Below are 23,407 nucleotides of genomic sequence, written 5' to 3'. Positions count from 1 at the left end.
AACGGAATGAAAAACATAGCAGTAGTAGGAGCAGGTACTATGGGCAATGGTATTGCCCACGTCTTTGCACAGAAAGGGTACAGCGTATCGCTCATCGATATAAATGATGCCAGCCTTCAAAAAGGGCTAGCCACCATAGCCAAAAACCTCGATCGCCAGGTAGCCAAAGGCACCATCACTGAAGCTGAAAAGGAGCAAGCTCTGAAAAACATAACCCCCCACACCGACTTAAAAGCCGGCGTGACCAATGCTGACCTCGTAGTAGAGGCCGCTACCGAAAACCTTGAAACCAAGCTGCGCATCTTCGCTGACCTCTGCGCCAGCACACCCGAACACACCATCTTAGCTTCCAACACATCATCCATATCCATCACCCGCATTGCCGCAGCCACCCGAAGGCCCGACCGTGTCATTGGAATGCACTTTATGAATCCTGTGCCCATCATGAAGCTGGTCGAAATCATACGCGGTTACAGCACCTCTGATGAAACTACCGAAAAAATCACTGCGCTTTCTAAAGCACTCGATAAAATACCCGTGCCCTGTAACGATTACCCCGGCTTTGTGTCAAACCGCATTCTGATGCCAATGATCAACGAAGCAATCATCGCCCTGCACGAGGGAGTAGCCGGCGTTGAAGAGATCGACTCTATCATGCGCCTGGGCATGGCTCATCCTATGGGGCCCCTTCAGCTGGCTGACTTCATCGGCCTTGATGTGTGCTTGGCCATCCTCAGAGTATTGCACGACGGACTGGGCAATCCCAAGTATGCTCCTTGTCCGCTGCTTATCAACATGGTTACTGCCGGCAAGCTAGGCGTTAAAAGTGGTGAAGGCTTTTATGACTATTCAGAGGGCTCTAAAGCCACTAAAGTTAGTCGCATGTTTGTCAAAAAATAAACATTAACTCCTTTTGCTTTAAGCCGTCTCTTGCTAAGGCGGCTTTATTATTGTTCTGAGCTTTTTGCAACAGCCTTTCAAGGTACAATCCATCATCTTTACCCACTGCATAGCTTTGTCGCCAATTACCCAGGATATAGCATGTCAAAAAAGATTTGTGTTGCCGTACTCTACGGCGGATACAGTGCAGAGCGAGAAATTTCCCTTAAAAGCGGAAAAGTTGTCTTCGACCATCTGCCCTCCGACACTTTTGATAAATATCTCGTCGATGTTCGTCCTGAAGGGCTTTTCGTTCAAACCCCTCAAGGTGAGGTTCCCGCTACCTTAAGTCCGTTTGGTTTTTATACAGAAGATGTCACATGCACTTTCGATGTAGCGTTTATAGCCATACACGGCACGCCCGGTGAAGACGGCATCATACAAGGTATGCTCGATATGCTTCATGTTCCCTACACTACCGGAGGCGTTTTACCAATGGCCTTGACGTTCAGCAAAGCTGAGTGCAATGCCTATGTGTCAAAAATGGGCTTCACTGTTCCCCAAGGTATTTACACCACCGAAAATGTCGAAGCTGAACGAGTAGAGCAAGAACTCGGATTTCCCGTTTTTGTAAAACCTGCAAAAAGTGGCAGCAGCGTGGGTGTATCAAAAGTGACAACTCCCGCCGATTTGCCAAAAGCCATTGAAATCGCTCGTCAGATTGACAAGCTTATTCTTATCGAGCAGATGGTAAAGGGCATTGAGGTATCGTGCGGAGTTACAGACGTTTTTGGCGAAGTCAGAGCTTTAGAAATTACAGAAATAGTGCCTGCAGGCGATTTCTTTGATTACAACGCCAAGTACAGTGGCAAGTCGCAAGAAATTACCCCGGCGCGCATACGTCCTGAATCCGCCGATCACATTAAGCGAACCGTTGTGGAAGTATACAAGTTGTTGAATTTAAGTGGTTTGTGCCGTATGGATTTTATAGTACCCAACGATTCCAACCCTGTTTTGATTGAAATTAACACCGTACCGGGCCTTTCTGAGCAATCTATTTTGCCGCGCCAGGCAGCTTATCTCGGCATCAGGCTGTCTGAACTATTTTCAGCCTGTATTTTTAACGCTTTAAAACGCCGAGCCTGATGCAGCGAATTGCCGTGTTTCCGGGGTCATTCGACCCAATTACCAAAGGACATTACGACGTGATTTGTCGAGCTGCCGAGCTTTTTGACCATATCATTGTAGCTGTTGGAATCAATTCTAACAAAACCTACATGTTTTCGCTCGAGCAACGCATGGAATGGATTCGCAAGACGTTTGAAAAGCGTAGCAACATTAGCGTCGATTCCTATGAAGGCCTTACAGTAAACTATTGCAAAAAGGTTAACGCGCGCTTCATACTGCGCGGCCTGCGTAATCCGGCTGACTTTGAGTTTGAAAAAGCTGTGGCTCAAACCAATCGAAAGTTGATGCCAGACATCGACACGGTCTTTCTGCTTACCTCTTCGGGCCATTCTTCCATATCGAGCAGCATTGTACGCGATGTCATTCGCAACGGTGGCGATTACACGCTTTTAGTGCCTGATGCCGTGAGAATTTAAAACGGACTTTTAGATCTTGATTTTCTTTTCCATCCCGATGCCAAACAGGGCGAAATCGTATTTCGCCGGGTCGATGGGGTCTAAGGTTCTCAGCACTCGATCCAGCTCTTCCACTGCTTTGCGGTCGTTTTGCTTGCGCGTGATCAGGCCAAGGGTTCGTGCTGTGGTTCCTGTATGTACATCGAGCGGACAGCTCAAGAGGGCTGGAGAGATTCTCTTCCACAATCCAAAGTCTACTCCTCCTTTTTCGCTCCGCACCATCCAGCGAAGATACATGTGTATGCGCTTTGCAGCTGAGCCCGTTGAGGGGTCGGCTATGTGCTTTCCGCTCCGCTCGGTAGGCTTCAGCTGCAGCATCAATTGGCGAAACCGGGTAATTGCCCACATTAAGTCGTTTTCGCCCTCTTTTGGTAAGAAAGCCTCTTCAAGGCTATCAAACCGCTGATAGTACTGGTGCAGAGCTTTTACAAAGAACATAGCGTCTTCTGCATTAAACGTTCGATGCACAAAACGAGATAGTCTTTTCAGTTCTTTTGGTGAATGATGCATCACAAATTCATAAGGGGTGTCGTCCATCAATTCCATTAAAAAATTTGCGCTTTTAATGATGGACTTTCGATTGCCCCAACTGATGGTGGCTGTGAGTAATCCGGCGATTTCAATGTCGTTTTTCAGCTGAAAACGGTGTGGTACCGAAATCGGATCGTCGAGAATAAATATTTCGCTTTCGTAGTAGTGCGCTTTTTGGTCTAAGAATTCTTTAAGTGCCAGAATTTCCATATGCTCACATCCTCATAATACCGCGGGGAAGTCGCCCACACCTCTTCTTCGGTCAAACTTCAGATCGCGCAACATGCCTGCTTTGGCGTTGATGGTGATGAAGTACGATTTCTGAAATCCTACCGGCACCCAACTGAAAGACAAATTCCAGCAATGTAGGTTTCGGGTGATGTTGATGTTTGTAAAACCAATTTGCTTGCGCACCAGGTCGTAGCCCGAGTTGAAATTGATGTTCCAGTTCTGAGTGAGTTCGATATTGCCACTAAACATCAGCGATTGCACCGTTGAAGACTGATTGCCCCTCGCACTAGGCGTGTAGGCCAGCGCATAATTTACTGACAGCGACCATTTAGCCATATAATCCACATAGGTTACCGGGCTGTAGTAATTGATGTCGCCGGCTGTAACACCAGCTGGATTGAAGTCATCAGTAGCCACTGAAGAGGATAATGTGCTGATTTTGTTGCTTTCCGCCGATTTTCCAAACCAACGGTCGAAGGTGGAGCTGCTGATGCTCGTGCCAAGGTTTAGCGTGGTAGCCTGCTGGCGAAGGAGTCGGCCGGTTTTATCGAATTCGAGCACAGGGATGCGATTTCCAATCGAATCCAGTGTATAAGGGTCAAAGGAAGTGGTGTAATTGAGGTTCAGTTTGCCCTTGAAGAGAGAGGTGCGTGCCGTGACGTTTATAATGCTCCACTTATAGTCGCGGGCTGCCATGTTGTAGTTCCCGTCGATTGAAAAACCTTCGATCAGCATTACTTTGGTTTCGCCTGTTGAGTCGCGTTTGCTTTTGAATTTGGCATCTAAAATGTTGTCGAGCCCGAAGGTGACCAGGCCCTGCATGCCAAGCCCGGGTGTACCGAACACAGCTCCTTGAAAGCGGTTTTGAAATCCGAGCTTTCCACTCGTATCCACTTGTACGAGTTGATAGGGATTTCCTGAAAATCCTCGCCAGCCGGGTGAAGCGAAGTCGGGCGTATAGCTTAGGCCAAGTCGGGGAGTCATTACATGGCGTAAGGCCTTCAAAGGACCGTATTTATAATTGAAAATTCCATACAGTTTGGTGCTGAATTGAACAGAGGTCGAAAAGTCGTTAAGCATATTAAAACCTCTCAGTGTATCCGTAATAACAGCGCGCCTTAGGGAGTCACTGTACACATAAGAGTACGATTGGAAATACCATCTCGAGTTGAAGCTAAAGGATGGCACCATCGTAATGTGCTTCAAAATGCGGTAGTTGCCTGAAAAAGGAATCCGGTGACTAATGCCGTTAACAGACCTTCGCAGCAATTGATCAAGTGGATTTGCTCCGAGTGAATCCAAAATAAAAGATACCGAATTTCTGAAGTTCATGGAGTAATTAAATCCAATCTCCTCGTACCAGCGAGGTAGTCCGGTGGCATTTTTCTTTTTGAATGGCAATACGCGTGTGATGTTAAGAGCAAGTTCCGGCAGGTTTAAGTCTACCTGGCCGGTTTGGAGGTTTTGTCGATGGTTTACTCCAATGTTCAGCGAAATGGGTTTTCCGGGAAAGGTTTTTACCAGATTAATGGATGAACCGATGTTATTATTCAGTACGTTGTTTTGCTGAAAAGTACTGGTGCGGTAGAAATTGGTCGTCACGAAGTTGAGGTTGGCAGTAAAATTCAGATCAGGTCGAGCTTTGGGGTCTTGGGTGTGTGACCAGGTGATTTGAAAGTCGCTTTGATTGATGTATTTGCCAAATTCCGAGTAGATCGGCTTACCAATAATCAGTCGGTTGAAGGTCATATTTACATTTCCGGAGAATTTGTATCGACGGGCGTAGCGGTTGGCTGTACGAAGCTGAAAGCCGCCCATCGTGTAGATGTCAGCATTGATTTGCATATCCCAATACCGGCTTGCTGCCCAGTAAAAGCCGAGGTTGGTAAGGCCATATCCACGCTCTGCGTTGTTGGTGTAGCCCGGTAGTATAAAACCAGATTTCTGTCTTTGAATGGTTGGAAAAAAACCAAAAGGCACAATTACCGGTGTTGGTATATCGAGCATTTCGAGAAATGCCGGTCCTGTCACAATTTGCTTGCCGGGGATTACTTTTGTTTTTTGAGTTACAATGCGGAAGTGAGGATGTTCGTGGCTGCAAGTGGTAAAAGAGGCCCTTCGTATGTACAGAACTTGGTCTTCCATCATTTTTACTTCCTCACCGTGCAGAAATCCTTCACCTTCTTGAGTAATAACTTTTTTGATTTTAGCTCTTTTTGACTCGAAGTTGTAGCGGATGGTATCCGTGTTGTACGACTTACCATCTTCGGTAAAGACAGGTTTTTGAACTACCCTGCCGGTTGAGTCGTGTATGCCCATGGCTACCAGTTCATTTGTTTTGAGGTAAATGATGATTTTGCCGGCCTTAAGCGAGATGTTTTCGTATTCCACGCGAGCGTTGTTGTACAGCAAGGCATAGTTTCCGTTAGTTGAGATCGAAATGGTGTCATCGGCTGTGTATTTCACCACATCGAGCAGGGTTTTTGAAGTTTTGATTACCCGTTTTGAACCACCAAGTGATGCAGGCACCACCAGAGAATCGCTTGACTGGCCATGTGCGAAGTTTACCACAATCAAAAGGAACAACACACATAGCAGCGTTGAAAAGTTGTGTATATTTTTAGAAATCTGTAAGTTAATAGCTACTAATTTTGGATAGAGTTCGTGATTAAAACGGGCAAAAGTATTTTGTATTAGGAACGAATTTTGAAAATCTTGGTTAAGATTGGCGCTCTTGTGCTTATGAAAATTCACAAATATTTCAAATTCACAGCAGTAGTATTCGGAATGTTTGTTTTTCTGCCTGGATTTGAAATATTTCACAAAGCCAGTGATGGTACTATCCGTACAGTAGTGATCGATGCCGGCCACGGAGGCAACGATACAGGTAATAAAGGAACGGGAAGAAAACAGAAGAAAGAAAAAGACATTGCTCTTGAAGTTTCGCTTTTGGTCGGCAAATACATTAAAGAAAATCTTCCCGACGTAAAGGTAGTGTACACACGCGATCGAGACGTGTTTGTGCCACTTTACGAACGCACCAACATTGCCAATCGAGCCAAAGCCGATTTATTCATCAGCATCCATTGCGACGCCTACACCTCTCCGGTGGCATTTGGAGCTACCACATTTGTGATGGGAATGAACCACAGCGAAGAGAACATGCGCGTAGCTATTCAAGAAAACTCTGTAATCTTTCTGGAAGAAGACTACAAATTGCGCTATGAAGGCTTTGATCCTACCAAGCCTGAGACATATATCGCACTCACTCTTTATCAAAACGCGCACTTAAATCAAAGTATTGAGTTCGGGCAAATGGTGCAAAACCAATTCAGAGAGCGAGCCAAGCGCAAAGATCGCGGAGTGCGTCAGCAGCCCTTATACGTTACCAGTCGCACGAGCATGCCAGCCGTATTGATTGAATTGGGCTTTCTTACCAATCCGGCTGAAGAAGATTTTCTAAACACACGCGAAGGGCAAGAGCTCATGGCGTCAGCCATTTATCGCGCTGTGAAAGAATACAAAACCACGGTCGAAGCTCGCAGCCGAAAGTCAATACCACTAACTCCAGCCAGTGATGTGGCTGGAAAGACAGAGCCCTATAAAAGGACTAATCCAACTGCCGGAAACCAAACAAAAAATACGTCCGCATCTTCCCAAGAAACAGCTACTGAAACTCCTTCTGCCACTCCCTCGTCAGAACCAACAAAAAACCTCTTGGAAACGGATCTTGGCAAAGGTGTACATTTCAGAGTACAGATTGAGACTTCCTCTTCGCAAAAGTCAAAAGGCGACAAGGTGTATCAGATAGATGAGGGCGTTATTGAAGTAAAAGAAGGGAATTTGTATAAATATCAGATTTGCTGCTTTCAAAGCATGGCCGAAGCAGTATCCACACAGAATAAAGTGCGAAAAAAAGGTTTCAAAGATGCCTTCGTCGCTCCTTACAATGGTTCTAAGCGCATATCGGTGATCGAAGCTGAAAACTTGATCAAGAGCCAATAACTCTTTCAGGCATTTTGGCACTAGTTCAAATATTATGTCCTACTTTGCATTGTAATATTGCACAAAATTTTTAAAATTGAAGTTTTCAAGAGAATTTAAAGCAGGATCAATCGCACTAATCACTGTAGCCTTCTTGTACTGGGGCATCAATTTCTTAAAAGGAAACGACATCTTTGTAACCAAAACCACATATTACGCTCTTTACGACAATGTCAATGGTCTGGCTCGCGCTCAGGCTGTAATCTTGAATGGATATAACGTTGGGCAAGTAGAAAGCATTTCCTTTCTCGATGCTACGGGCAGTAAACTTATTGTAGAATTCTCTTTACGCGAAAAAATCAAGCTGCCTAAGAATTCCATTGCAATGATTTCGACGACCGACCTGTTGAGCGGTAAATCCATAGTGCTAAAGCCGGGCGACTCACCGGAATTTCTCGAAGCAGGTGATACGCTGCAGGCAGCTCTCGACAACGGATTTGCAGAAGAACTCGTTCAGCTTAAAGACAATTTTGAAAACATAGCTCACAATATCGATTCGCTATTAACTAAGGTTAATCACATCCTCGACGAAAACAATGTACGTAATCTGAATAGAAGCATCGCTAAAATCAATGAAGTAATCGACCAAAACGCCAAGAGTATCAGCACCATAGTCAGCAACCTTGAAAAATTGACACAAACATTGTCGGCAAATAATTCTGCCCTCAATCGCACGCTCAACAATGCCGCTGCCATTACAGATTCGCTAATGGCTGAAAATCCAGCCCGACTGGTGGCAAGCCTGCAACAGACCACTGACGAACTAAAAAAATTGCTTGCAGATATACAGGCTGGTAGAGGAAATTTAGGAAAATTAACCCAAGACTCAACCCTGTATGAAAATCTGCGCATCACTACCGACCAGCTCAATAAACTCCTTATCGATTTGAAGTACAATCCAAAGCGATACATTCACGTATCTGTTTTTGGAAAAAAAACAAAACCCTACTCTGACGAGGAAGTACGTGAAAAATTTAAGAATGAAAAACCATTAAAGCCTTAACCTGTTTTTTCACTAACTGGAATTGAAAGGATTATGAGTTTCGGAATCAGCAATGTGCTCTTTGCAGCTGCCCTTGCTACAGCAATTTATTTCTTCACAAAAAATGTAAAAAAAATTCGGCGGAATATCCTAATGGCCAGAGATATTGATCGCACAGATCAACCAGAAAAACGCTGGCGTACCATGATGCGCGTAGCGCTGGGGCAGAGCAAAATGGTAATAAATCCTGTAGCTGGCTTTTTTCATATCATCATTTACGCTGGCTTTCTGCTTATCAATATTGAGGTACTCGAGATACTTTTAGATGGTTTGTTAGGTACACATCGGCTGTTTGCTAAGCCTTTAGGCGGGGTTTATACCCTTGCCATCAATTTTTTTGAGGTGCTTGCTGTAGCGGTTATTGTTGCATGCATAGTTTTTTTGTGGAGGCGCAATGTGATGAAGATCGATCGCTTCCAAAAACCGGAACTGAAAGGCTGGCCATTTAAAGACGCCAACAACATATTGATCATCGAAATCGTACTGATGGTAGCCCTGCTGATGATAGGAGCAGCTGAGGCCAATTTAGACAATGCCCCCGCCGGTCCATTTTTGGTATCTTCGATGTTGTCGCCGATTTTTTCAGGGTGGTCACAAGAAAGCCTTCACATTGCTGAGCGAGTAGCCTGGTGGGCTCACATTCTCGGCATACTCGCCTTTTTAAACTATTTACCTTTTTCAAAGCACTTTCACATCATTTTATCCTTCCCAAATACCTGGTATGCCAAGCTGACTCCCAAAGGAAAGTTTCCCATCAATGAGCGCGTAAAGAAGGAAGTCGAGCTGATGCTCGACCCTAACGCTAATCCGTATGATGCCCCTGAAAATGGGCAAACCGCTGAAAACGAAAAGTTTGGGGCAAAAGACGTAATGGACCTCACTTGGGTCAATTTGCTGAATGCGTACACTTGTACAGAGTGTGGTAGATGTACTGCCGAATGCCCTGCCAATCAGACTGGCAAGAAGCTTTCGCCCCGCAAAATAATGATGGACGTGCGCGACCGCGCCGAAGAAGTTGGTAGAATAATGGATGCTAATGGTGGAAAGTTTGTGGACGATGGCAAAAGTCTGCTTGACGATTACATCACTCGGGAAGAAATTTGGGCTTGTACCAGTTGTAATGCCTGCGTAGAGGCCTGTCCGGTGCTCATCGATCCGCTCGACATCATCATGCAGCTCAGGCAGTATGTGGTGATGGAAGAATCAAAGGCCCCGCAAAGCCTGAACATGATGATGACCAACGTGGAAAACAACGGAGCTCCCTGGCAGTTTTCGCAAGCAGACAGAGCCAACTGGATCTATCAGTAATCTCCTTGACTCAGCATTGCCATGACACACATTCACACAACCCCACCTTTACAGGAAGCAGAAGAAAACGGCAAGCGAATCAGCCCGCAGTTGCCTCCGGGTATCAAAAACTTTTTGATTGATATCGATGGTACGATCTGCGAAGACATCCCTAACGAAGAGCCTTGGCGCATGATCGATGCTGAAGTGTACCCCGATGCTTTGAGAATCTGTAACCAATGGTATGATCAGGGGCACATTATCACCTTTTTTACATCGCGTACCGAAGAGCATCGCGAAGTGACAGAAGCCTGGCTTAAAAAGCATGGATTTAAATACCACGGCATACTCTTTGGCAAGCCGCGTGGTGGCAATTACCACTGGATCGACAACCACATCGTGCGCGCTACCCGATATAAGGGAAAATTTACCGATTTGGTCGAACGAAATCTAACAATTGAGGTTTTTGAAGAGTGATGAAAAGATTCTCCAGTTTCGCTTTATTAGTTCTTCTCTCAATTATTTTTTCAGGATGTAAAAACAAATCCGAAATTATTATCCCGGTTCACAAAGCTTCACAAGATATTTTTAAAGATTTTAAAGACTTAAAGCGCTGCATTTCACAGGCGGGAGATACATTCACGGCACGTCATTTTGCTGACACCTTTTACATAGCCGGTGAAGCTTTAAACAACCAGGTGCCTGTTTATCAGGTGATAACACATAAACTATTAGTATCTGATCTTCAGTTGCTCATTGAATTTCAGCTCAAAGCGCGATATGATTCCACCAATCTTTCAAGGCTACACGATGAATTAACTGTAAAAATTTCTCATCTTGGTATTCAAAATGAAATGATCCTCAACAACTTGCCGAAAGAAATGGTGTGCGTAAAAAATTGCCAATACCTCGAATCTCTTAAACTTATTGGACAAGAATACATATCGGTCTTAACAATGCGGTCACCTACCTATCCGGTGCTCTATTATTCTTTGTCAAACGGTGGTAAATTAATTGGCTTTAAATGCAGCCACAATCTTCAATATCTGTGGATTGATTAACAGGAAAGCATGAATCAAAGTGTAAAAACAATGGCCGAATGGGTGGCCGAGGGTAAAAGTCCTGAAATTCTCTTTTGGGTAGGCTGTGCGGGTTCTTTTGACGAACGTGCGAAGCGCATTACGCGCAGTTTGGCTTCAATACTGCAAAAAGCAGGCATCACCTTTGGAATTTTAGGCACAGAGGAGAGTTGTACCGGCGACCCGGCTAAAAGAGCCGGTAACGAATTTCTTTTCCAAATGATGGCCATGCAAAACATTCAGGTGATGAATGCATATGAGGTGAAAAAAATAGTAACAGCCTGTCCACACTGTTTTAATACCTTGAAAAATGAATATCCGGAGCTGGGCGGAAAGTACGAGGTAGTACACCATACACAGCTGATCAATGAATTGCTGAAAAACAATAAGCTCAAGATACAAGGCGGTAGCTTTAAAGGCAAAAAAATTACCTATCACGACCCTTGCTATTTGGGCAGAGCCAATGGCGAGTACGAAGCCCCGCGCGAAATCATCGAAGCACTGGATGCTGATCTGGCGGAGATGAAGCGAAGCAGAGCCAAGGGATTGTGCTGTGGAGCCGGTGGTGCACAGATGTTCAAAGAGCCAGAAAAAGGCACTAAGGATATCAACATAGAGCGAGCAGAAGAGGCCCTAGCCACAGGAAGTGAAGTGATCGCAGCTGCTTGCCCGTTTTGCAATACAATGCTCACAGATGGCGTAAAGCACAAGGAAAAAGAGCAATCGGTGAAAGTGCTCGACATAGCCGAGCTCGTCGATCAAACTGTATAAAATTTTGCCTGTTAATGTTATTTATTTTTTACAGCCTTATGGATGCTGTCGGGGTAATCGGTAATGATGCCGTGTACGCCCATATTCACAAGCTTAATGGCAGTTTCCGCATCGTTTACCGTCCAGGTGATCAGCTTCATCCCTCTTGACTCAGCAAATTTTATCCAAGGCACCGAAACGTGGCTGTAGTGTGGGCTGAGCACATCAGGTGTAAAGCCTAATTGTTTATATTTTTTTGCCAAATCTTCGTCTTCATCGACCAAAAGCACAAGTTTCAAACTGGGATGTGCATGGTGTAAGTATTGAAGGGTTGGAATGTGAAAGCTTTGAACTGTTGTAATTTCAGTAATGCCATGTCGGTAAATGACACCAGCGACTAAATCGGCAAAGGCCCGATAGTCGGGGTGGAATATGCCGTTCCACTCGTCTCGTGCTTTGATTTCAATGTTGTATCTGATAAGTTTATTGAGATGTTTTGATACTTTTTCAACAGTGTCGATCACTTCTGATAGGGTCGGTTTGTAATAGCTCTTTTGTTTTTGTAGGGGGAAGCGCGGGTGTGGGAAGGTTCCACAGCGGGTGTTGCGAATTTGTTCGTAAGTGAATTCATAAATATTATAAGCCTCTTGGGTGCTTTCGTATATGAGGTTTCCGTTGGGGTCAAGGCAAATTTCGTGGTGAAAAAAAGGTTCGTGAGAAAGTACAATTTCGAGGTCTTTTGATACGACTACGTCCATTTCAAGCACATCTACACCTTGCTTTATGGCCTCGAGCATGCCGTATATAGAATTTTCAGGCCAATAGCCTCTGCAGCCCCGATGTCCCTGAATTTCAATTTCTGATTTTTTGCACGCTGAAGGTATTAACAACAATGGAAAAAATAGCAAAAAGGAAAAAGCTTGCTTCATGGTAATAGGTGCGGTTTTTTTCGGGCAATTCCTCAGCTAAAAGTATGCAAAGTAGTTCGAACGATTTTACATCGTTAGAACATTGAATACGTGTGGTACATGGAGGGTGCCGGCAAAGCCGGCAGGGCTGAGCGAAGCGAAGCACCGAACGAACAGCGAGCCCGGAATGGACCGACCCAGACACAGGCACCTTAAGTGCCTTGTCTGGGGCAAGCCCAAAAAACAAGAAATATTAAAAAATTCTCAAAGAAGTTATTTGCGGTACTTGGATAGTTCGTCCCACATTTCTGGAGTAATTACTTCCAGGAAGTTCATCTCGCCGGCACCCTGGAGCCACTCACCACCGTCGATCACGACCACTTCGCCGTTGATGTAGGAGGCATAGTCGCTGACCAGGTATGCGGCTAAATTGGCCAGCTCCTGGTGCTCACCGGCACGGCGAAGGGGGATTTCGTTAATGACGTTGAGTTTTTGGTCGAGGCCACCTGGGAAGAGTCGCTCCCAGGCTCCCTTTGTAGGGAAAGGTCCGGGGGCTATAGCTACCTGGCGGATGCCGTACTTAGCCCATTCTACGGCAAGGCTGCGAGTAAGGGCGAGTACTCCGGCCTTTGAGATGGCTGAGGGCACTACGTAGCCACTGCCTGTGAAGGCGTAAGTGGTGGTAATGTTAAGCATTACGCCTCCTTGTTTGGTATCGATCCACTTTTTTCCAACGGCAAGGGTAGTGTTTTTTGTACCGCGCAGTACGATGTCGATTACCACGTCGAAGGCTTTGGAAGTAAGCCTTTCGGTAGGCGAAATAAAATTTCCGGCGGCATTGTTTACCAACACGTGTAGAGTGCCATAAGTGTTAATGATCTGTTCGGTAAGTGCCTCCACATGATCGTACTCCCGCACGTCGCAGGCTATGGGTACTACCTTGCCTTCATATCCTAAAGCGTTGATTTCTTGTGCGGCTGCATCAAGCACTTCTTGTCGGCGGCTCGAGATTATTACTGTGGCTCCGAGTTCGGCAAAGTAGCGAGTCATAGACTTGCCGAGACCTGTACCACCGCCCGTTACCCAGAAAACTTTTTCGCGGAAAACACCCGCAGGCATCAATGAGCCCGTATTTGGTTTAGAAAACATGGTGTATGAATGGTCAAAAATTTGAAGTAATCTTGCCCGCAAATAAAGTTTATGAAGCAATACGGGCCGATGGTATTTTTACTACTTGGTGTATTTTCTTGTGAAATGAAGAATGAAAAGTCGCGCATTAAGCCTCCGATGGCTGAGCGAATTCCCAAAGTGCTTGAGATTCATGGTGATAGAAGAATAGATTACTACTATTGGCTCAACGAACGCGAGAATCCGAAAGTAATCGACTATTTAAAAGCTGAAAATGCCTATACCGAGACTATTTTCAGCGAACTTAAGCCACTGAAAGACAAAATATTTCAAGAGCTGAAATCGCGCATTAAGGAAGACGACAGTTCGGTGCCCTACGAGAGCAATGGGTATTTCTACTACTATCGGTATGAAGCTGGCAAGGAATATCCGGTCTACTGCCGCAAACAGGGGAATCTGCAAGCCTCTGAAGAGATAATGCTCGACCAGAATAAGCTGGCTGAAGGCAAAAAATTTCACAGCATTGGAGGGTTTGCGGTGAGCTTTGACAATCAGTTGCTGGCCTTTTCTGAAGATACGATCGGACGAAGACAGTATGTGATACGTTTCAAAAACCTCAAAACAAATGAGGTATTACCACAATCAATTCCTAACACCACAGGGCAAGCGGTGTGGGCAGCCGACAATAAGACGGTTTTTTTCAATATCAAAGACGATGCTTTGCGTTCTTTTAAAGTGATGCGTTTTAATCTGGAAACGCAGGTAATTGACGAAGTCTTCCATGAAAAAGATGAAAAATTTAGCTGTTATGTATATCCGTCTGCTTCTAAGAGGTTTATTTTAATAGGCAGCAGCAGTACTCTTACATCTGAAATTCGCTATATTCCTGCTGATCGGCCTTATGAAGTTTTCAAGATCTTTCAACCCAGAGAAACAGGCGTTCGCTATTTTGTGGCTGACATTGGAAACCGATGGATCATAAAGACCAACGCTGACCGAGCAGAGAATTTTAAGTTGATGACCACACCGCTCGATAAAACATCTAGATCAAACTGGATGGACTTAATCGCGCATCGCACTGATGTACTAATCGAAGACATCATGCCTTTTAAAAGCCACTTAGTGGTAGAGGAAAAGTACGACGGTCAGATTCACCTATCCATCTACGACTACAGCGGGCGAAAGCTCAATGAAGTATCAATGCCCGAGCCTACGTATTCCCTCAATTTGGGAATTAACGAAAATCAACAGTCGGAGTGGGTGCGCTTTGAATATCAAAGCTTTGTAACCCCACCCTCAACGCGTGCGTACAATTTGAGAACCGGAGAGACCAGAGTGCTCAAAACCAGGGAAGTACCTGGCTACGACAGTGAAAAGTACGAGAGCCAATATATCTACGCTAAAGCCGTAGATGGCGAAGAAGTGCCCATATCGATTGTTTACCGAAAATCCACCAAACTCGACGGCTCAGCTCCCTGTGTACTTTACGGTTACGGCAGCTATGGTTACAGCCTTGAGGCAACCTTCAGCACTTCTCGTATCAGCCTTCTTGACCGCGGATTTGTATATGCTATAGCCCACATCAGAGGCGGACAGGAGAAGGGGAGAAGGTGGTACGAAGAAGGAAAATTTCTGAAGAAGAAAAATACTTTCTCCGATTTTATTTCTTGTGCAGAGCATCTCATTGCTGAAAAATATGCTGACCCAAAAAGGCTGTTTGCCTGGGGTGGTTCAGCCGGTGGATTATTGATGGGTGCAGTGGCTAACATGCGTCCTGAACTATGGGCAGGTATCATCTCTGAAGTGCCTTTTGTAGATGTAGTGACCACCATGCTCGACGAATCGTTGCCACTCACTGTAGGTGAATTCGAAGAGTGGGGCAATCCCAAAGATCCGGAGTACTATTATTACATGAAAAGTTACTCGCCATATGACAATATTGAGAAAAAGGCGTATCCCCCTATGCTTGTCACCACTGGGCTACACGACTCTCAAGTCCAATATTGGGAACCGGCTAAATATGTAGCCAAACTTAGAGCTACAAAGACAGATAACAATCCGCTGCTGCTGTACACTAATATGGATGCCGGGCATGGAGGAGCATCTGGCAGGTATTCTTATTTGGAAGAAGTAGCGATGAAATACGTATTTCTGCTCGATATGGCTCAACTAGCCGTAAAAGAATTATAAAAAAACCCCGACATCACGTCGGGGTTTATGGGCAAAAGCCAAAACTATGAAAACTCTACTCCAATAAGAAAAATTCAAGCTCTATGCCAAAGTGATTTAATGAATAAAAATCGCTGAATATCAATAATATATGAAAAACGAGGTCGCTACGAAATGTCCAAAATTTGGAAAAAATATCCAAAATATGGAAATAAAATGGGTATTCTTATTCCTGTACCTCTTCGGATTACTAGCTAATGCCCAAATAGAAGAACTGAAACAGATGGCAAATGCCTTTTATCAAGCCAACGCTGAAAAATACGAGCGGAAGTTGTACAATCTTGCCTCTCGCGATCATGGAAAAATTCAGGAAACTGCACCTGCTTCGACATTTGAAATGCTTTTGACTCGAAAAGACAAAAATCCTGAAACTGGGAAAAAATCGAGAATTTACTTAACAATTTACTATTACAGTGATCCAGATGAATGTCGGTTAGCAGCTGAAATTTGGTTTAAAAAGTTTATAAGAAACAGTTCTGTTAAGCCAAACCGCAAGGCTAAGATCAACGATCCCGAAGGACAATACTACATACTTTTTAATCAAGAATATATTCTTGTATTGGATACCCCTTGTTACGAATGGGAAAAGGAAGAGTGGAATAATTTAAAAAAGTCGCTATTAAAAATCTTTGAAGAACCTCAATCAAAGGCGCTGGACATTGATTGTTCAACAGGAATTGTCACCTGGTCATTGAATTCTTTCTAAATCAAAATCATGAACATTGATCAATTTTTAAACCCTGTAATTCTCTTCTTTTTTCTCGGTGTTTTAGCACATTTTGTAAAGAGCGACTTTCAGTTGCCTCAGCCTATCACCAAGTTTATTTCGTATTACCTCTTAATGAGCATTGGGTTAAAAGGGGGGTATGAGCTTCATGAAAATGCCTTCTCTCTGAGTATTGTAATTATACTTCTGGTGTGCGTGGCTGGCTCACTGTTTACGGGTTGGTATGTATTTCACTTATTTAAAAAGAATTTGGGCATCGAAAACGCAGCTGGATTAGCAGCCACGTATGGTTCAGTATCGGCAGTTACCTTTATCACAGCAGTCTCGTATTTGGAACAACAACGTATAGATTTCGGCGGTTATATGGTGGCTGCACTTGCCCTCATGGAATTTCCGGCCATAATTCAAGGGATTTTCTTCGTGCGCAAAAATCAGCCTGACCAACAGCTGGGTTTTCGGGAATTGGTATTCGAAACTCTTACACATGGCTCGGTATTCATTCTGTTGGGCTCGTTTCTAATCGGTCTAATTTCTGATCACGATCTGATGCAAGGTATTAAGCCCTTTACTCAAGATATTTTTAAAGGTATGCTTTGCTTTTTTTTGTTAGATCTTGGCATTGTGGCAGGCCATAGGATGAGCTTTCTTTCCAAACTTGGAAAAAAAGTCATTTTATTTGGGTTGTTTTCACCCTTTTTTCACGCTGTATTTTTTATGGGTTTAGCTTACTTAGTGAGGGCAAGCGCAGGTGATGCGCTCCTTATGGCGGTACTCGGCGCAAGTGCTTCGTACATAGCGGTGCCAGCGGCATTTCGCACAGCGGTTCCTGAGGCTGATCCCGGATTGTATGTGCCTCTGGCTCTTGGTATTACTTTTCCAGTGAATATATTGATCGGAATACCTTTGTATAATTCTGTTATTCAGCTCCTATGGCATTGAAATCAAGACTCGAAATTGTAATACCCAAACCAGACTTTCCGAGATTGAAAAAGATCTTGGAGCATCCGGGAATCGAAGGTTATACCGTGATTGACAGTGTGAAAGGGCACGGCCAGAGAGGTGATCGCGATAACTTGGGATTAAGCGATTCATTTACAAATTTGCTTGTCATTGTAGTTTGCGACGAAGCCGTTGTAGAAAGTATTTCGCCCTCTATCCGGCAACTCATCTCGAAATCAGGCGGTATAGCCAGCGTTTCCACTGTACAAACTTTGTAAATATTTTCTTAAAAGATTTCTAAGCATTCAATCAATTTTCATTCAGACTTTAAACATTTTAGAGTGTTTAAGGTCTAAACATCGTCATTGCACATCTTAAAATCGCATGAAAAACGTATTCGCATTAATACTTATAGCTGTTTCAAGTCTTTTACAGGGGCAAAATGCTTTGGTAAGAGGAATAGTGATAGCTTCTTCAGACAAGCAACCTTTACCGGGCGTAAATGTGGTGGCAAGAAAAAAAACAGATGCCAAACTGGCAGGTGCTGCAGTGACCGACGCCAAAGGAAAATTTGAAGTTTCACTAAAAAAAGGCATAGAATACCGCTTTCAAATATCTTTTATCGGCTATCAAACCTTTCAAACCGAGTTTGTCTTAAACAAAGACACAGTTTTAGGCACTATTACACTCAAATCAGATACAAGTCTGCTCGAAGATGTCATAGTAATTGGTCATGTAATTCCAATTCAGGTAAAGGGCGATACAACGGAATATTCGGCAGATGCGTTTAAAGTTAATCCCGATGCCACTGTTGCCGATTTATTGAAAAAATTGCCGGGTGTTACCATCGAAAACGGGCAGATCAAATCACAAGGTCAGGTAATCGACCGCGTTTTGGTTGATAAAGAAGAATTTTTTGGAAACGATGCCTTGAGCATTGTTCAGAATTTGCCTGCTGATATAGCCGATCGCATACAGATTTACGAAGAGCGCAGCGAGCAAGCCCGATTCTCAGGGTTTGACGATGGGCGAGAGAGAAGGGTTTTGAATATTGTAACTAAAAAAGAAAAAAGGTTTGGAAATTTTGGTAAATTGGAAGCTGGAGCTGGTACAAATGACCGATTTGCTTTTGGTGGAAACATCAACTTCTTTCGCAACAAAGAGCGCATCAGCATCAACGGTCAGCACAATAACTTGAATCAACTCAATGTAGGACAAGAAGATCCGCTGGCAAATTCCCAGTTTAGGAGATTCAGACAGTTTATACCCGCCGAAAGTCCGGCTGATGGTATTAATACTCTATCGACGTTTGGCATTAACTACCAGAATTCTGGAGCCAAATGGAAATTGACCACAGGATATAATTTCCGAAACAACGTCAACGATCTTGAAACCAAACGAGTGCGCGAAACTTTTTTAAATGAAACCACCAGTCAGTTTGCCGACGAAAACAGGATAGCTCAAACTACTACCCAAAGCCATCGCTTCAACGGGCGCTTCGAATACAACTTCGATACACTTCATTCTATCGTTTTCGTGCCTTCGATCAGCTTCAATACGTCAGATCGTTTGGATACAACATCAACTAAGACTACCATAGGCAAAGTACAAAATCTGAATGAAGGTTTTAATCGGCTGAAAAACAGCTCAGAAACCTGGGCAGTACAAACACAGCTGGTTTTCAGAAAGCGCTTCTTAAAGCCAGGCAGAACCTTTTCTGCTGACTTGAACTACAATCAATCCAACACAACTACCCTAAACCTGCTTTTAGCAGAAAACATATTTTATATCGGAAACATTGATTCTACCTTCCGCGATCAGAAGCAGGATAGATTAAACGATGCTTTGAATACCAATGTGCGCTTTTCGTTTACTGAACCCATAGGTAAATTGCATTCAATCGAATTCAATTATGCTCCTGAATACAGAATTACTCGTTCAAATCAATACACAGCTGCTCTTACTGCCTTTGGGCAAACCGTTTATTTGCCTGATACTGCACTGAGCAATGAATTTGATAATTTCATTCACACCCAACGGGCTGGGGCTAAGCATCAGTTTCGCACTACTGATGAAAAATTTACCCTGACCACAGGTATTGATTTTGCCTATACAAGGCTTTACAGCGAACAGTTGTTCCCCGACTTTAAACAAGTGGACAAGCCCTTTTACAACATTTTTCCTTCCATCTTTTTTAGATACAGAATAGGTCCGCGTCAAAACTTCAGAGTCAACTATACTACGTCAAACAATTTACCCTCAGTTAGCCAGCTTCAGAATGTAATTGACAATTCAAATCCATTGGTATTAACTACCGGTAACCCCAATCTCGGACAAGAGTACACGCACAATATTCGAATCGCATATGGCTTCTTTAACTTCAGCGGAAAGGGCGGTTTTATGAGCCTTTCGTATGGCCTGACAAACAATCCAATAGCCAACATTTCAAAAATTCTGCTTCAAGACTCCATCTTGCCCGATGGCACTGTGATTAAGAGAGGAACGCAAGTAATTGTACCTGAAAATTTAAATTCGCGTACCAATGCCAATTTCTTTGGAGCCTTCAATATGCCGATACAAAAACTGAGAATAAACCTCAATGTGAATGGTGCCCTTGGCTGGCTACAGAATCCATCAAGAATCAACGGCATCGACAATCGGGTGGACAATTATTCCACAAACGGCGGGCTCGGCATAAGCAGCAATCTCGGCGAACGAGTGGACTTCAACCTTCGCACCAACCTTACTTATTTCATCGTAAACAACAAACTTCAGCCCGAGCTCAATAACAACTATTGGCTCAATCTGAACACAGCCTCGGCCACTATACTGCCTTGGAAAGGTTTGGTGCTCAATGCCGAGGTTACACAAACGAGATACATAGGTCTGTCGGATGCGATTAATCCGAATTTTATTCGCATTAATGGATATATTGGCTACAAATTTTTGAAAAACAAAGCCGGTGAATTTCGACTCTCAGTGTACGATTTGCTCAATCAAAACACCAGCATCAATCGTACAGTTACTGAGCTTTATGTTGAAGATACACAATCGCTGGTGCTCAATCGCTTTTACTTGGTATCGTTTTTATATCAATTTCGCAACTACCGAGGTAATCGCGCTCCTAAGGAAGAAAGTCCCATGATGGGGCCACCCCGATGAGAAGAACTGATTTTTTTCACCTCTTTTAGTAGCAGCAAAATCTATCTTTGCGCCATATGAGTTCTAAAGTTTTGCTGTGCATCCTCGATGGTTGGGGCATAGCCACCAATCCCGAGGTTTCAGCTGTTGATAAGGCGCATACGCCTTTTATTGATAGTTTATATAAACGTTTTCCACATGCTACACTTCGCGCATCAGGGCTTGATGTGGGTTTGCCAGATGGCCAAATGGGCAACAGCGAAGTGGGCCATATGAACCTTGGAGCTGGTCGCGTAGTGTACCAAGACCTTGTAAAAATTTTTCTTGCTATAGAAGATGGTTCGTTGGCCAAAAACCCAGTGCTCAATAATGCTTTTGAATATTTAAAAAACAATACCGACAAAAAGCTTCACTTCATCGGGCTTGTGAGCGACGGCGGTGTCCATTCGCACATCGATCATCTGATCGGATTACTTGAAATAGCTGCTCAGGCCGGAGTGCGAAATGTAGCCGTTCATGCTTTTACTGACGGCCGTGATACAGATCCAAAGTCTGGGGTGGGATACATTACAAGACTTTTAGAGGTATTGCATAAAACAGGGGCTAAGCTTGCGAGCATCACAGGTCGCTACTACGCAATGGATCGCGACAAACGCTGGGAAAGAGTAAAACTAGCTTATGATGCTCTTGTAAATGGAATTGGTCAGTATACCGATAATCCTATTGAGGCTATTAAGACACAATACAATGCAGAAGTAACGGATGAATTTTTGAAGCCAATCGTCGCGGCACCATCAGCAGCTGAAGCCATTTGCATACAGCCTGGCGATGTGGTCATCAATTTCAACTTCCGCACCGATCGCGGCAGACAGATTACTACCGTGCTTACCCAAAAGGATTTTCCAGAGTACGGCATGCATACTTTACCCCTTCATTACATCACCCTTACACGCTACGACGACACCTATCAAGGTGTAGAGGTGCTGTTTGAAAAAGACAATCTAACAATGACGCTCGGTGAAGTACTTGAAATGCACGGAAAAAGCCAAATCCGCATTGCCGAGACCGAAAAGTATCCTCATGTTACTTTCTTCTTCTCCGGCGGAAGAGAAGAACCCTTTAGGGGTGAAAGACGCATTTTGATTCCATCGCCCAAAGTGGCTACGTACGACCTAAAGCCGGAGATGAGCGCCTATGAAGTAGCCGAAGCCATCTTGCCGGAAATAGAAAGTAAATCAGCAGATTTTATTTGCTTGAACTTTGCGAATCCTGATATGGTGGGGCATACAGGCGTGATGGAGGCAGCCATTAAAGCCTGTGAAGTAGTAGATGAGTGTACGAGAAGAGTCGTTGTAAAAGCATTGGACAACGGTTATATATGCATAGTACTAGCAGATCATGGCAATGCTGAATTCATGATTAATGAGGACGGAACACCTAATACGGCTCACACCACCAATCCGGTACCAATATTTTTATGTGAACCAAAACAACGCCACATAATTGTAGATGGCAAATTAGGAGATATTGCCCCCACTATTTTGACTTTGATGGGATTACCAATTCCTGTAGAGATGACAGGTGATATTTTGGTAAAGGAAATAATTTAAAAGTCTTGATCAGGAAAGGTTCTAAAATTATAGCCATCGACTTTGATGGCACCATCGTAGAGGATAAATATCCTGACATCGGAAAGCCTTTGATATTCGCTTTCGAAACGCTTAAAAAACTGCAAGCCGACGGGCATCGGTTGATTTTGTGGACATATCGCACTGGTGCCAGATTAGAAGAGGCTGTAGAATTTTGCCGAAAGCACGGAATTGAATTTTATGCCGTCAATAAATCATATCCGGAAGAAAAGTTTGACGAAAAAGAAACATCTCGGAAAATACACGCTGACCTTTTCATAGATGACAGGAATTTTGGAGGGTTTCCTGGCTGGGGAGTTATCTATCAGCAACTTTACGGTCCATCTGAAGACATCGAGGAAATTCTCAAGAAAAACAGGTCTAAAAGATCTTTTTTAAGCAGATTATTTAAAAAATAAGGAAAAATCAGCAAATGATTTATCTCAAATCAGCAGAAGAAATAGAGCTGATACGTCAGGCCGCATTGCTTGTAAGTAAGACCTTAGGAATGTTAGCCAAAGAGGTAGTACCTGGTGCTATACCTCTCCATCTCGATAAAAAAGCTGAAGAATTTATACGTGATCATGGTGGGGTACCAGCATTTTTAGGTCTCTACAATTTTCCCAATACACTGTGTATTTCTATCAATGAGGTAGTAGTACACGGCATACCCGGTACCAAACCATTAAGAGAAGGAGATATTGTATCGATTGACTGCGGAGTGAAGCTCAATGGCTATATGGGCGATCACGCTTACACTTTTATGGTTGGTGAGGTATCAACTGAAGTAAAAAAATTGTTGAAAATCACTCTTGAAAGTTTATATCTCGGCATCGATCAGTGCAAAGCTGGCAATCGAATTGGTGATATAGGATACGCCATCCAAACACATACAGAGGCTTACGGATATGGAGTGGTACGTGAGCTTGTAGGGCACGGACTAGGTCGTCAGTTGCACGAAGAACCTCAAGTGCCCAACTACGGTAAGCGCGGCAAAGGCAAAAAGATAGAAGACGGCCTTGTCATTGCCATAGAACCCATGATCAATCTCGGAACCCATCGAGTCCGGCAGCTTAAAGACGGATGGAGTATTGTAACAGCAGACGGAAAGCCCTCAGCCCACTTCGAACACGATGTAGCCGTTGTGAACGGAAAAGCTGAAATCCTGTCTACTTTCGATTTTATTTATGAATCACTTGGCGGAAATCCGCTTTCATAATT

The 23,407-nt window shown here is 43.9% G+C and carries 21 protein-coding genes; 17 read left to right on the top strand and 4 right to left on the bottom strand.

Annotation, left to right across the window (positions count from 1 at the left end):
* Window positions 1-6 precede the first annotated feature (6 nt).
* From ACK4EX_RS05720 to coaD, 3 genes are all read left to right on the top strand, one after another.
* A complete protein-coding gene (locus tag ACK4EX_RS05720) occupies window positions 7-900 on the top strand; it encodes a 3-hydroxyacyl-CoA dehydrogenase family protein (RefSeq protein WP_409770641.1) in 894 nt (297 codons plus the stop codon).
* Window positions 901-1,041: 141 nt separating this feature from the next.
* Complete coding sequence (locus ACK4EX_RS05715) at window positions 1,042-2,025, top strand: D-alanine--D-alanine ligase family protein (RefSeq protein WP_277028544.1); 984 nt, start codon at window positions 1,042-1,044, stop codon at window positions 2,023-2,025.
* The gene (gene coaD, locus ACK4EX_RS05710; RefSeq protein WP_277028543.1) at window positions 2,025-2,483 is read left to right on the top strand and encodes a pantetheine-phosphate adenylyltransferase; all 459 of its coding nucleotides are present in this window, start codon (window positions 2,025-2,027) and stop codon (window positions 2,481-2,483) included. The genes ACK4EX_RS05715 and coaD overlap by 1 nt, the downstream gene beginning before the upstream one ends.
* A 9-nt stretch (window positions 2,484-2,492) precedes the next feature.
* Here the strand turns inward: coaD and ACK4EX_RS05705 are convergent, their stop codons facing one another.
* Both ACK4EX_RS05705 and ACK4EX_RS05700 read right to left on the bottom strand, forming a co-directional pair.
* The gene (locus ACK4EX_RS05705; RefSeq protein ID WP_409770637.1) at window positions 2,493-3,263 is read right to left on the bottom strand and encodes a TIGR02757 family protein; all 771 of its coding nucleotides are present in this window, start codon (window positions 3,261-3,263) and stop codon (window positions 2,493-2,495) included.
* 12 nt (window positions 3,264-3,275) lie between these two features.
* Window positions 3,276-6,038 (bottom strand): putative LPS assembly protein LptD, encoded by a 2,763-nt coding sequence (locus tag ACK4EX_RS05700; protein ID WP_409770635.1) that lies wholly within the window; start codon window positions 6,036-6,038, stop codon window positions 3,276-3,278.
* Between ACK4EX_RS05700 and ACK4EX_RS05695 the strand changes: the two genes are divergently transcribed.
* The 6 genes from ACK4EX_RS05695 (at window position 6,027) to ACK4EX_RS05670 (ending at window position 11,507) form a co-directional block, all read left to right on the top strand.
* Entirely contained in the window at window positions 6,027-7,289 is a 1,263-nt protein-coding gene (locus tag ACK4EX_RS05695; protein WP_409770633.1) for an N-acetylmuramoyl-L-alanine amidase, read from the top strand. The two genes, ACK4EX_RS05700 and ACK4EX_RS05695, sit on opposite strands and share 12 nt — an antisense overlap.
* Before the next feature lie 76 nt (window positions 7,290-7,365).
* On the top strand, window positions 7,366-8,331 hold the full coding sequence (locus tag ACK4EX_RS05690) for an MlaD family protein (protein WP_277028536.1): 966 nt from the start codon (window positions 7,366-7,368) through the stop codon (window positions 8,329-8,331).
* Window positions 8,332-8,364: 33 nt separating this feature from the next.
* Window positions 8,365-9,678: a (Fe-S)-binding protein gene (locus tag ACK4EX_RS05685; protein ID WP_277028535.1), complete on the top strand. Its 1,314-nt coding sequence runs from the start codon at window positions 8,365-8,367 to the stop codon at window positions 9,676-9,678.
* A 21-nt stretch (window positions 9,679-9,699) separates the two neighbouring features.
* Window positions 9,700-10,134, top strand: coding sequence for a phosphoheptose isomerase (locus tag ACK4EX_RS05680; RefSeq protein WP_277028534.1), 435 nt, complete (start codon window positions 9,700-9,702; stop codon window positions 10,132-10,134).
* On the top strand, window positions 10,134-10,718 hold the full coding sequence (locus ACK4EX_RS05675; RefSeq protein ID WP_409770631.1) for a hypothetical protein: 585 nt from the start codon (window positions 10,134-10,136) through the stop codon (window positions 10,716-10,718). The genes ACK4EX_RS05680 and ACK4EX_RS05675 overlap by 1 nt, the downstream gene beginning before the upstream one ends.
* A 9-nt stretch (window positions 10,719-10,727) precedes the next feature.
* Complete coding sequence (locus ACK4EX_RS05670; protein ID WP_409770628.1) at window positions 10,728-11,507, top strand: (Fe-S)-binding protein; 780 nt, start codon at window positions 10,728-10,730, stop codon at window positions 11,505-11,507.
* A gap of 17 nt (window positions 11,508-11,524) precedes the next feature.
* On the opposite strand, the gene ACK4EX_RS05665 is transcribed toward ACK4EX_RS05670, so the two are convergent.
* Together ACK4EX_RS05665 and ACK4EX_RS05660 are read right to left on the bottom strand one after the other, a co-directional pair.
* Complete coding sequence (locus ACK4EX_RS05665; RefSeq protein ID WP_409770626.1) at window positions 11,525-12,415, bottom strand: glycerophosphodiester phosphodiesterase family protein; 891 nt, start codon at window positions 12,413-12,415, stop codon at window positions 11,525-11,527.
* Window positions 12,416-12,667: 252 nt separating this feature from the next.
* Window positions 12,668-13,513 (bottom strand): SDR family oxidoreductase, encoded by an 846-nt coding sequence (locus ACK4EX_RS05660; protein ID WP_409770624.1) that lies wholly within the window; start codon window positions 13,511-13,513, stop codon window positions 12,668-12,670.
* 81 nt (window positions 13,514-13,594) lie between these two features.
* On the opposite strand from ACK4EX_RS05660, the gene ACK4EX_RS05655 reads away from it, so the two are divergent.
* The 8 genes from ACK4EX_RS05655 to map all read left to right on the top strand — a co-directional run bounded on the left by ACK4EX_RS05655 (window position 13,595) and on the right by map (window position 23,405).
* On the top strand, window positions 13,595-15,712 hold the full coding sequence (locus ACK4EX_RS05655; protein WP_409770623.1) for a S9 family peptidase: 2,118 nt from the start codon (window positions 13,595-13,597) through the stop codon (window positions 15,710-15,712).
* Between the two features lie 184 nt (window positions 15,713-15,896).
* Window positions 15,897-16,457, top strand: a complete 561-nt coding sequence (locus ACK4EX_RS05650; protein ID WP_409770621.1) for a hypothetical protein — start codon at window positions 15,897-15,899, stop codon at window positions 16,455-16,457.
* 9 nt (window positions 16,458-16,466) lie between these two features.
* Complete coding sequence (locus ACK4EX_RS05645) at window positions 16,467-17,417, top strand: sodium-dependent bicarbonate transport family permease (RefSeq protein ID WP_409770620.1); 951 nt, start codon at window positions 16,467-16,469, stop codon at window positions 17,415-17,417.
* Entirely contained in the window at window positions 17,408-17,695 is a 288-nt protein-coding gene (locus ACK4EX_RS05640; RefSeq protein WP_409770618.1) for a P-II family nitrogen regulator, read from the top strand. Before ACK4EX_RS05645 ends, ACK4EX_RS05640 begins: the two co-directional genes overlap by 10 nt.
* A 106-nt stretch (window positions 17,696-17,801) precedes the next feature.
* Window positions 17,802-20,579 carry a TonB-dependent receptor domain-containing protein gene (locus ACK4EX_RS05635; RefSeq protein WP_409770616.1) on the top strand — a complete coding sequence of 926 codons (2,778 nt, stop codon included), beginning with the start codon at window positions 17,802-17,804 and terminating at the stop codon, window positions 20,577-20,579.
* A 56-nt stretch (window positions 20,580-20,635) separates the two neighbouring features.
* Complete coding sequence (gene gpmI, locus ACK4EX_RS05630; RefSeq protein ID WP_409770615.1) at window positions 20,636-22,168, top strand: 2,3-bisphosphoglycerate-independent phosphoglycerate mutase; 1,533 nt, start codon at window positions 20,636-20,638, stop codon at window positions 22,166-22,168.
* 5 nt (window positions 22,169-22,173) lie between these two features.
* Window positions 22,174-22,605, top strand: coding sequence for a BT0820 family HAD-type phosphatase (locus ACK4EX_RS05625; RefSeq protein WP_409770613.1), 432 nt, complete (start codon window positions 22,174-22,176; stop codon window positions 22,603-22,605).
* Window positions 22,606-22,619: 14 nt separating this feature from the next.
* Window positions 22,620-23,405 (top strand): type I methionyl aminopeptidase, encoded by a 786-nt coding sequence (gene map, locus ACK4EX_RS05620; protein WP_409770610.1) that lies wholly within the window; start codon window positions 22,620-22,622, stop codon window positions 23,403-23,405.
* Window positions 23,406-23,407 lie beyond the last annotated feature (2 nt).

Source organism: Thermaurantimonas sp., assembly GCF_046299575.1.
Lineage (GTDB): Bacteria > Bacteroidota > Bacteroidia > Flavobacteriales > Schleiferiaceae > Thermaurantimonas.
The sequence above is the reverse complement of the archived record's forward strand: the minus strand, read 5'-3'. Positions and strand labels throughout refer to the sequence as shown.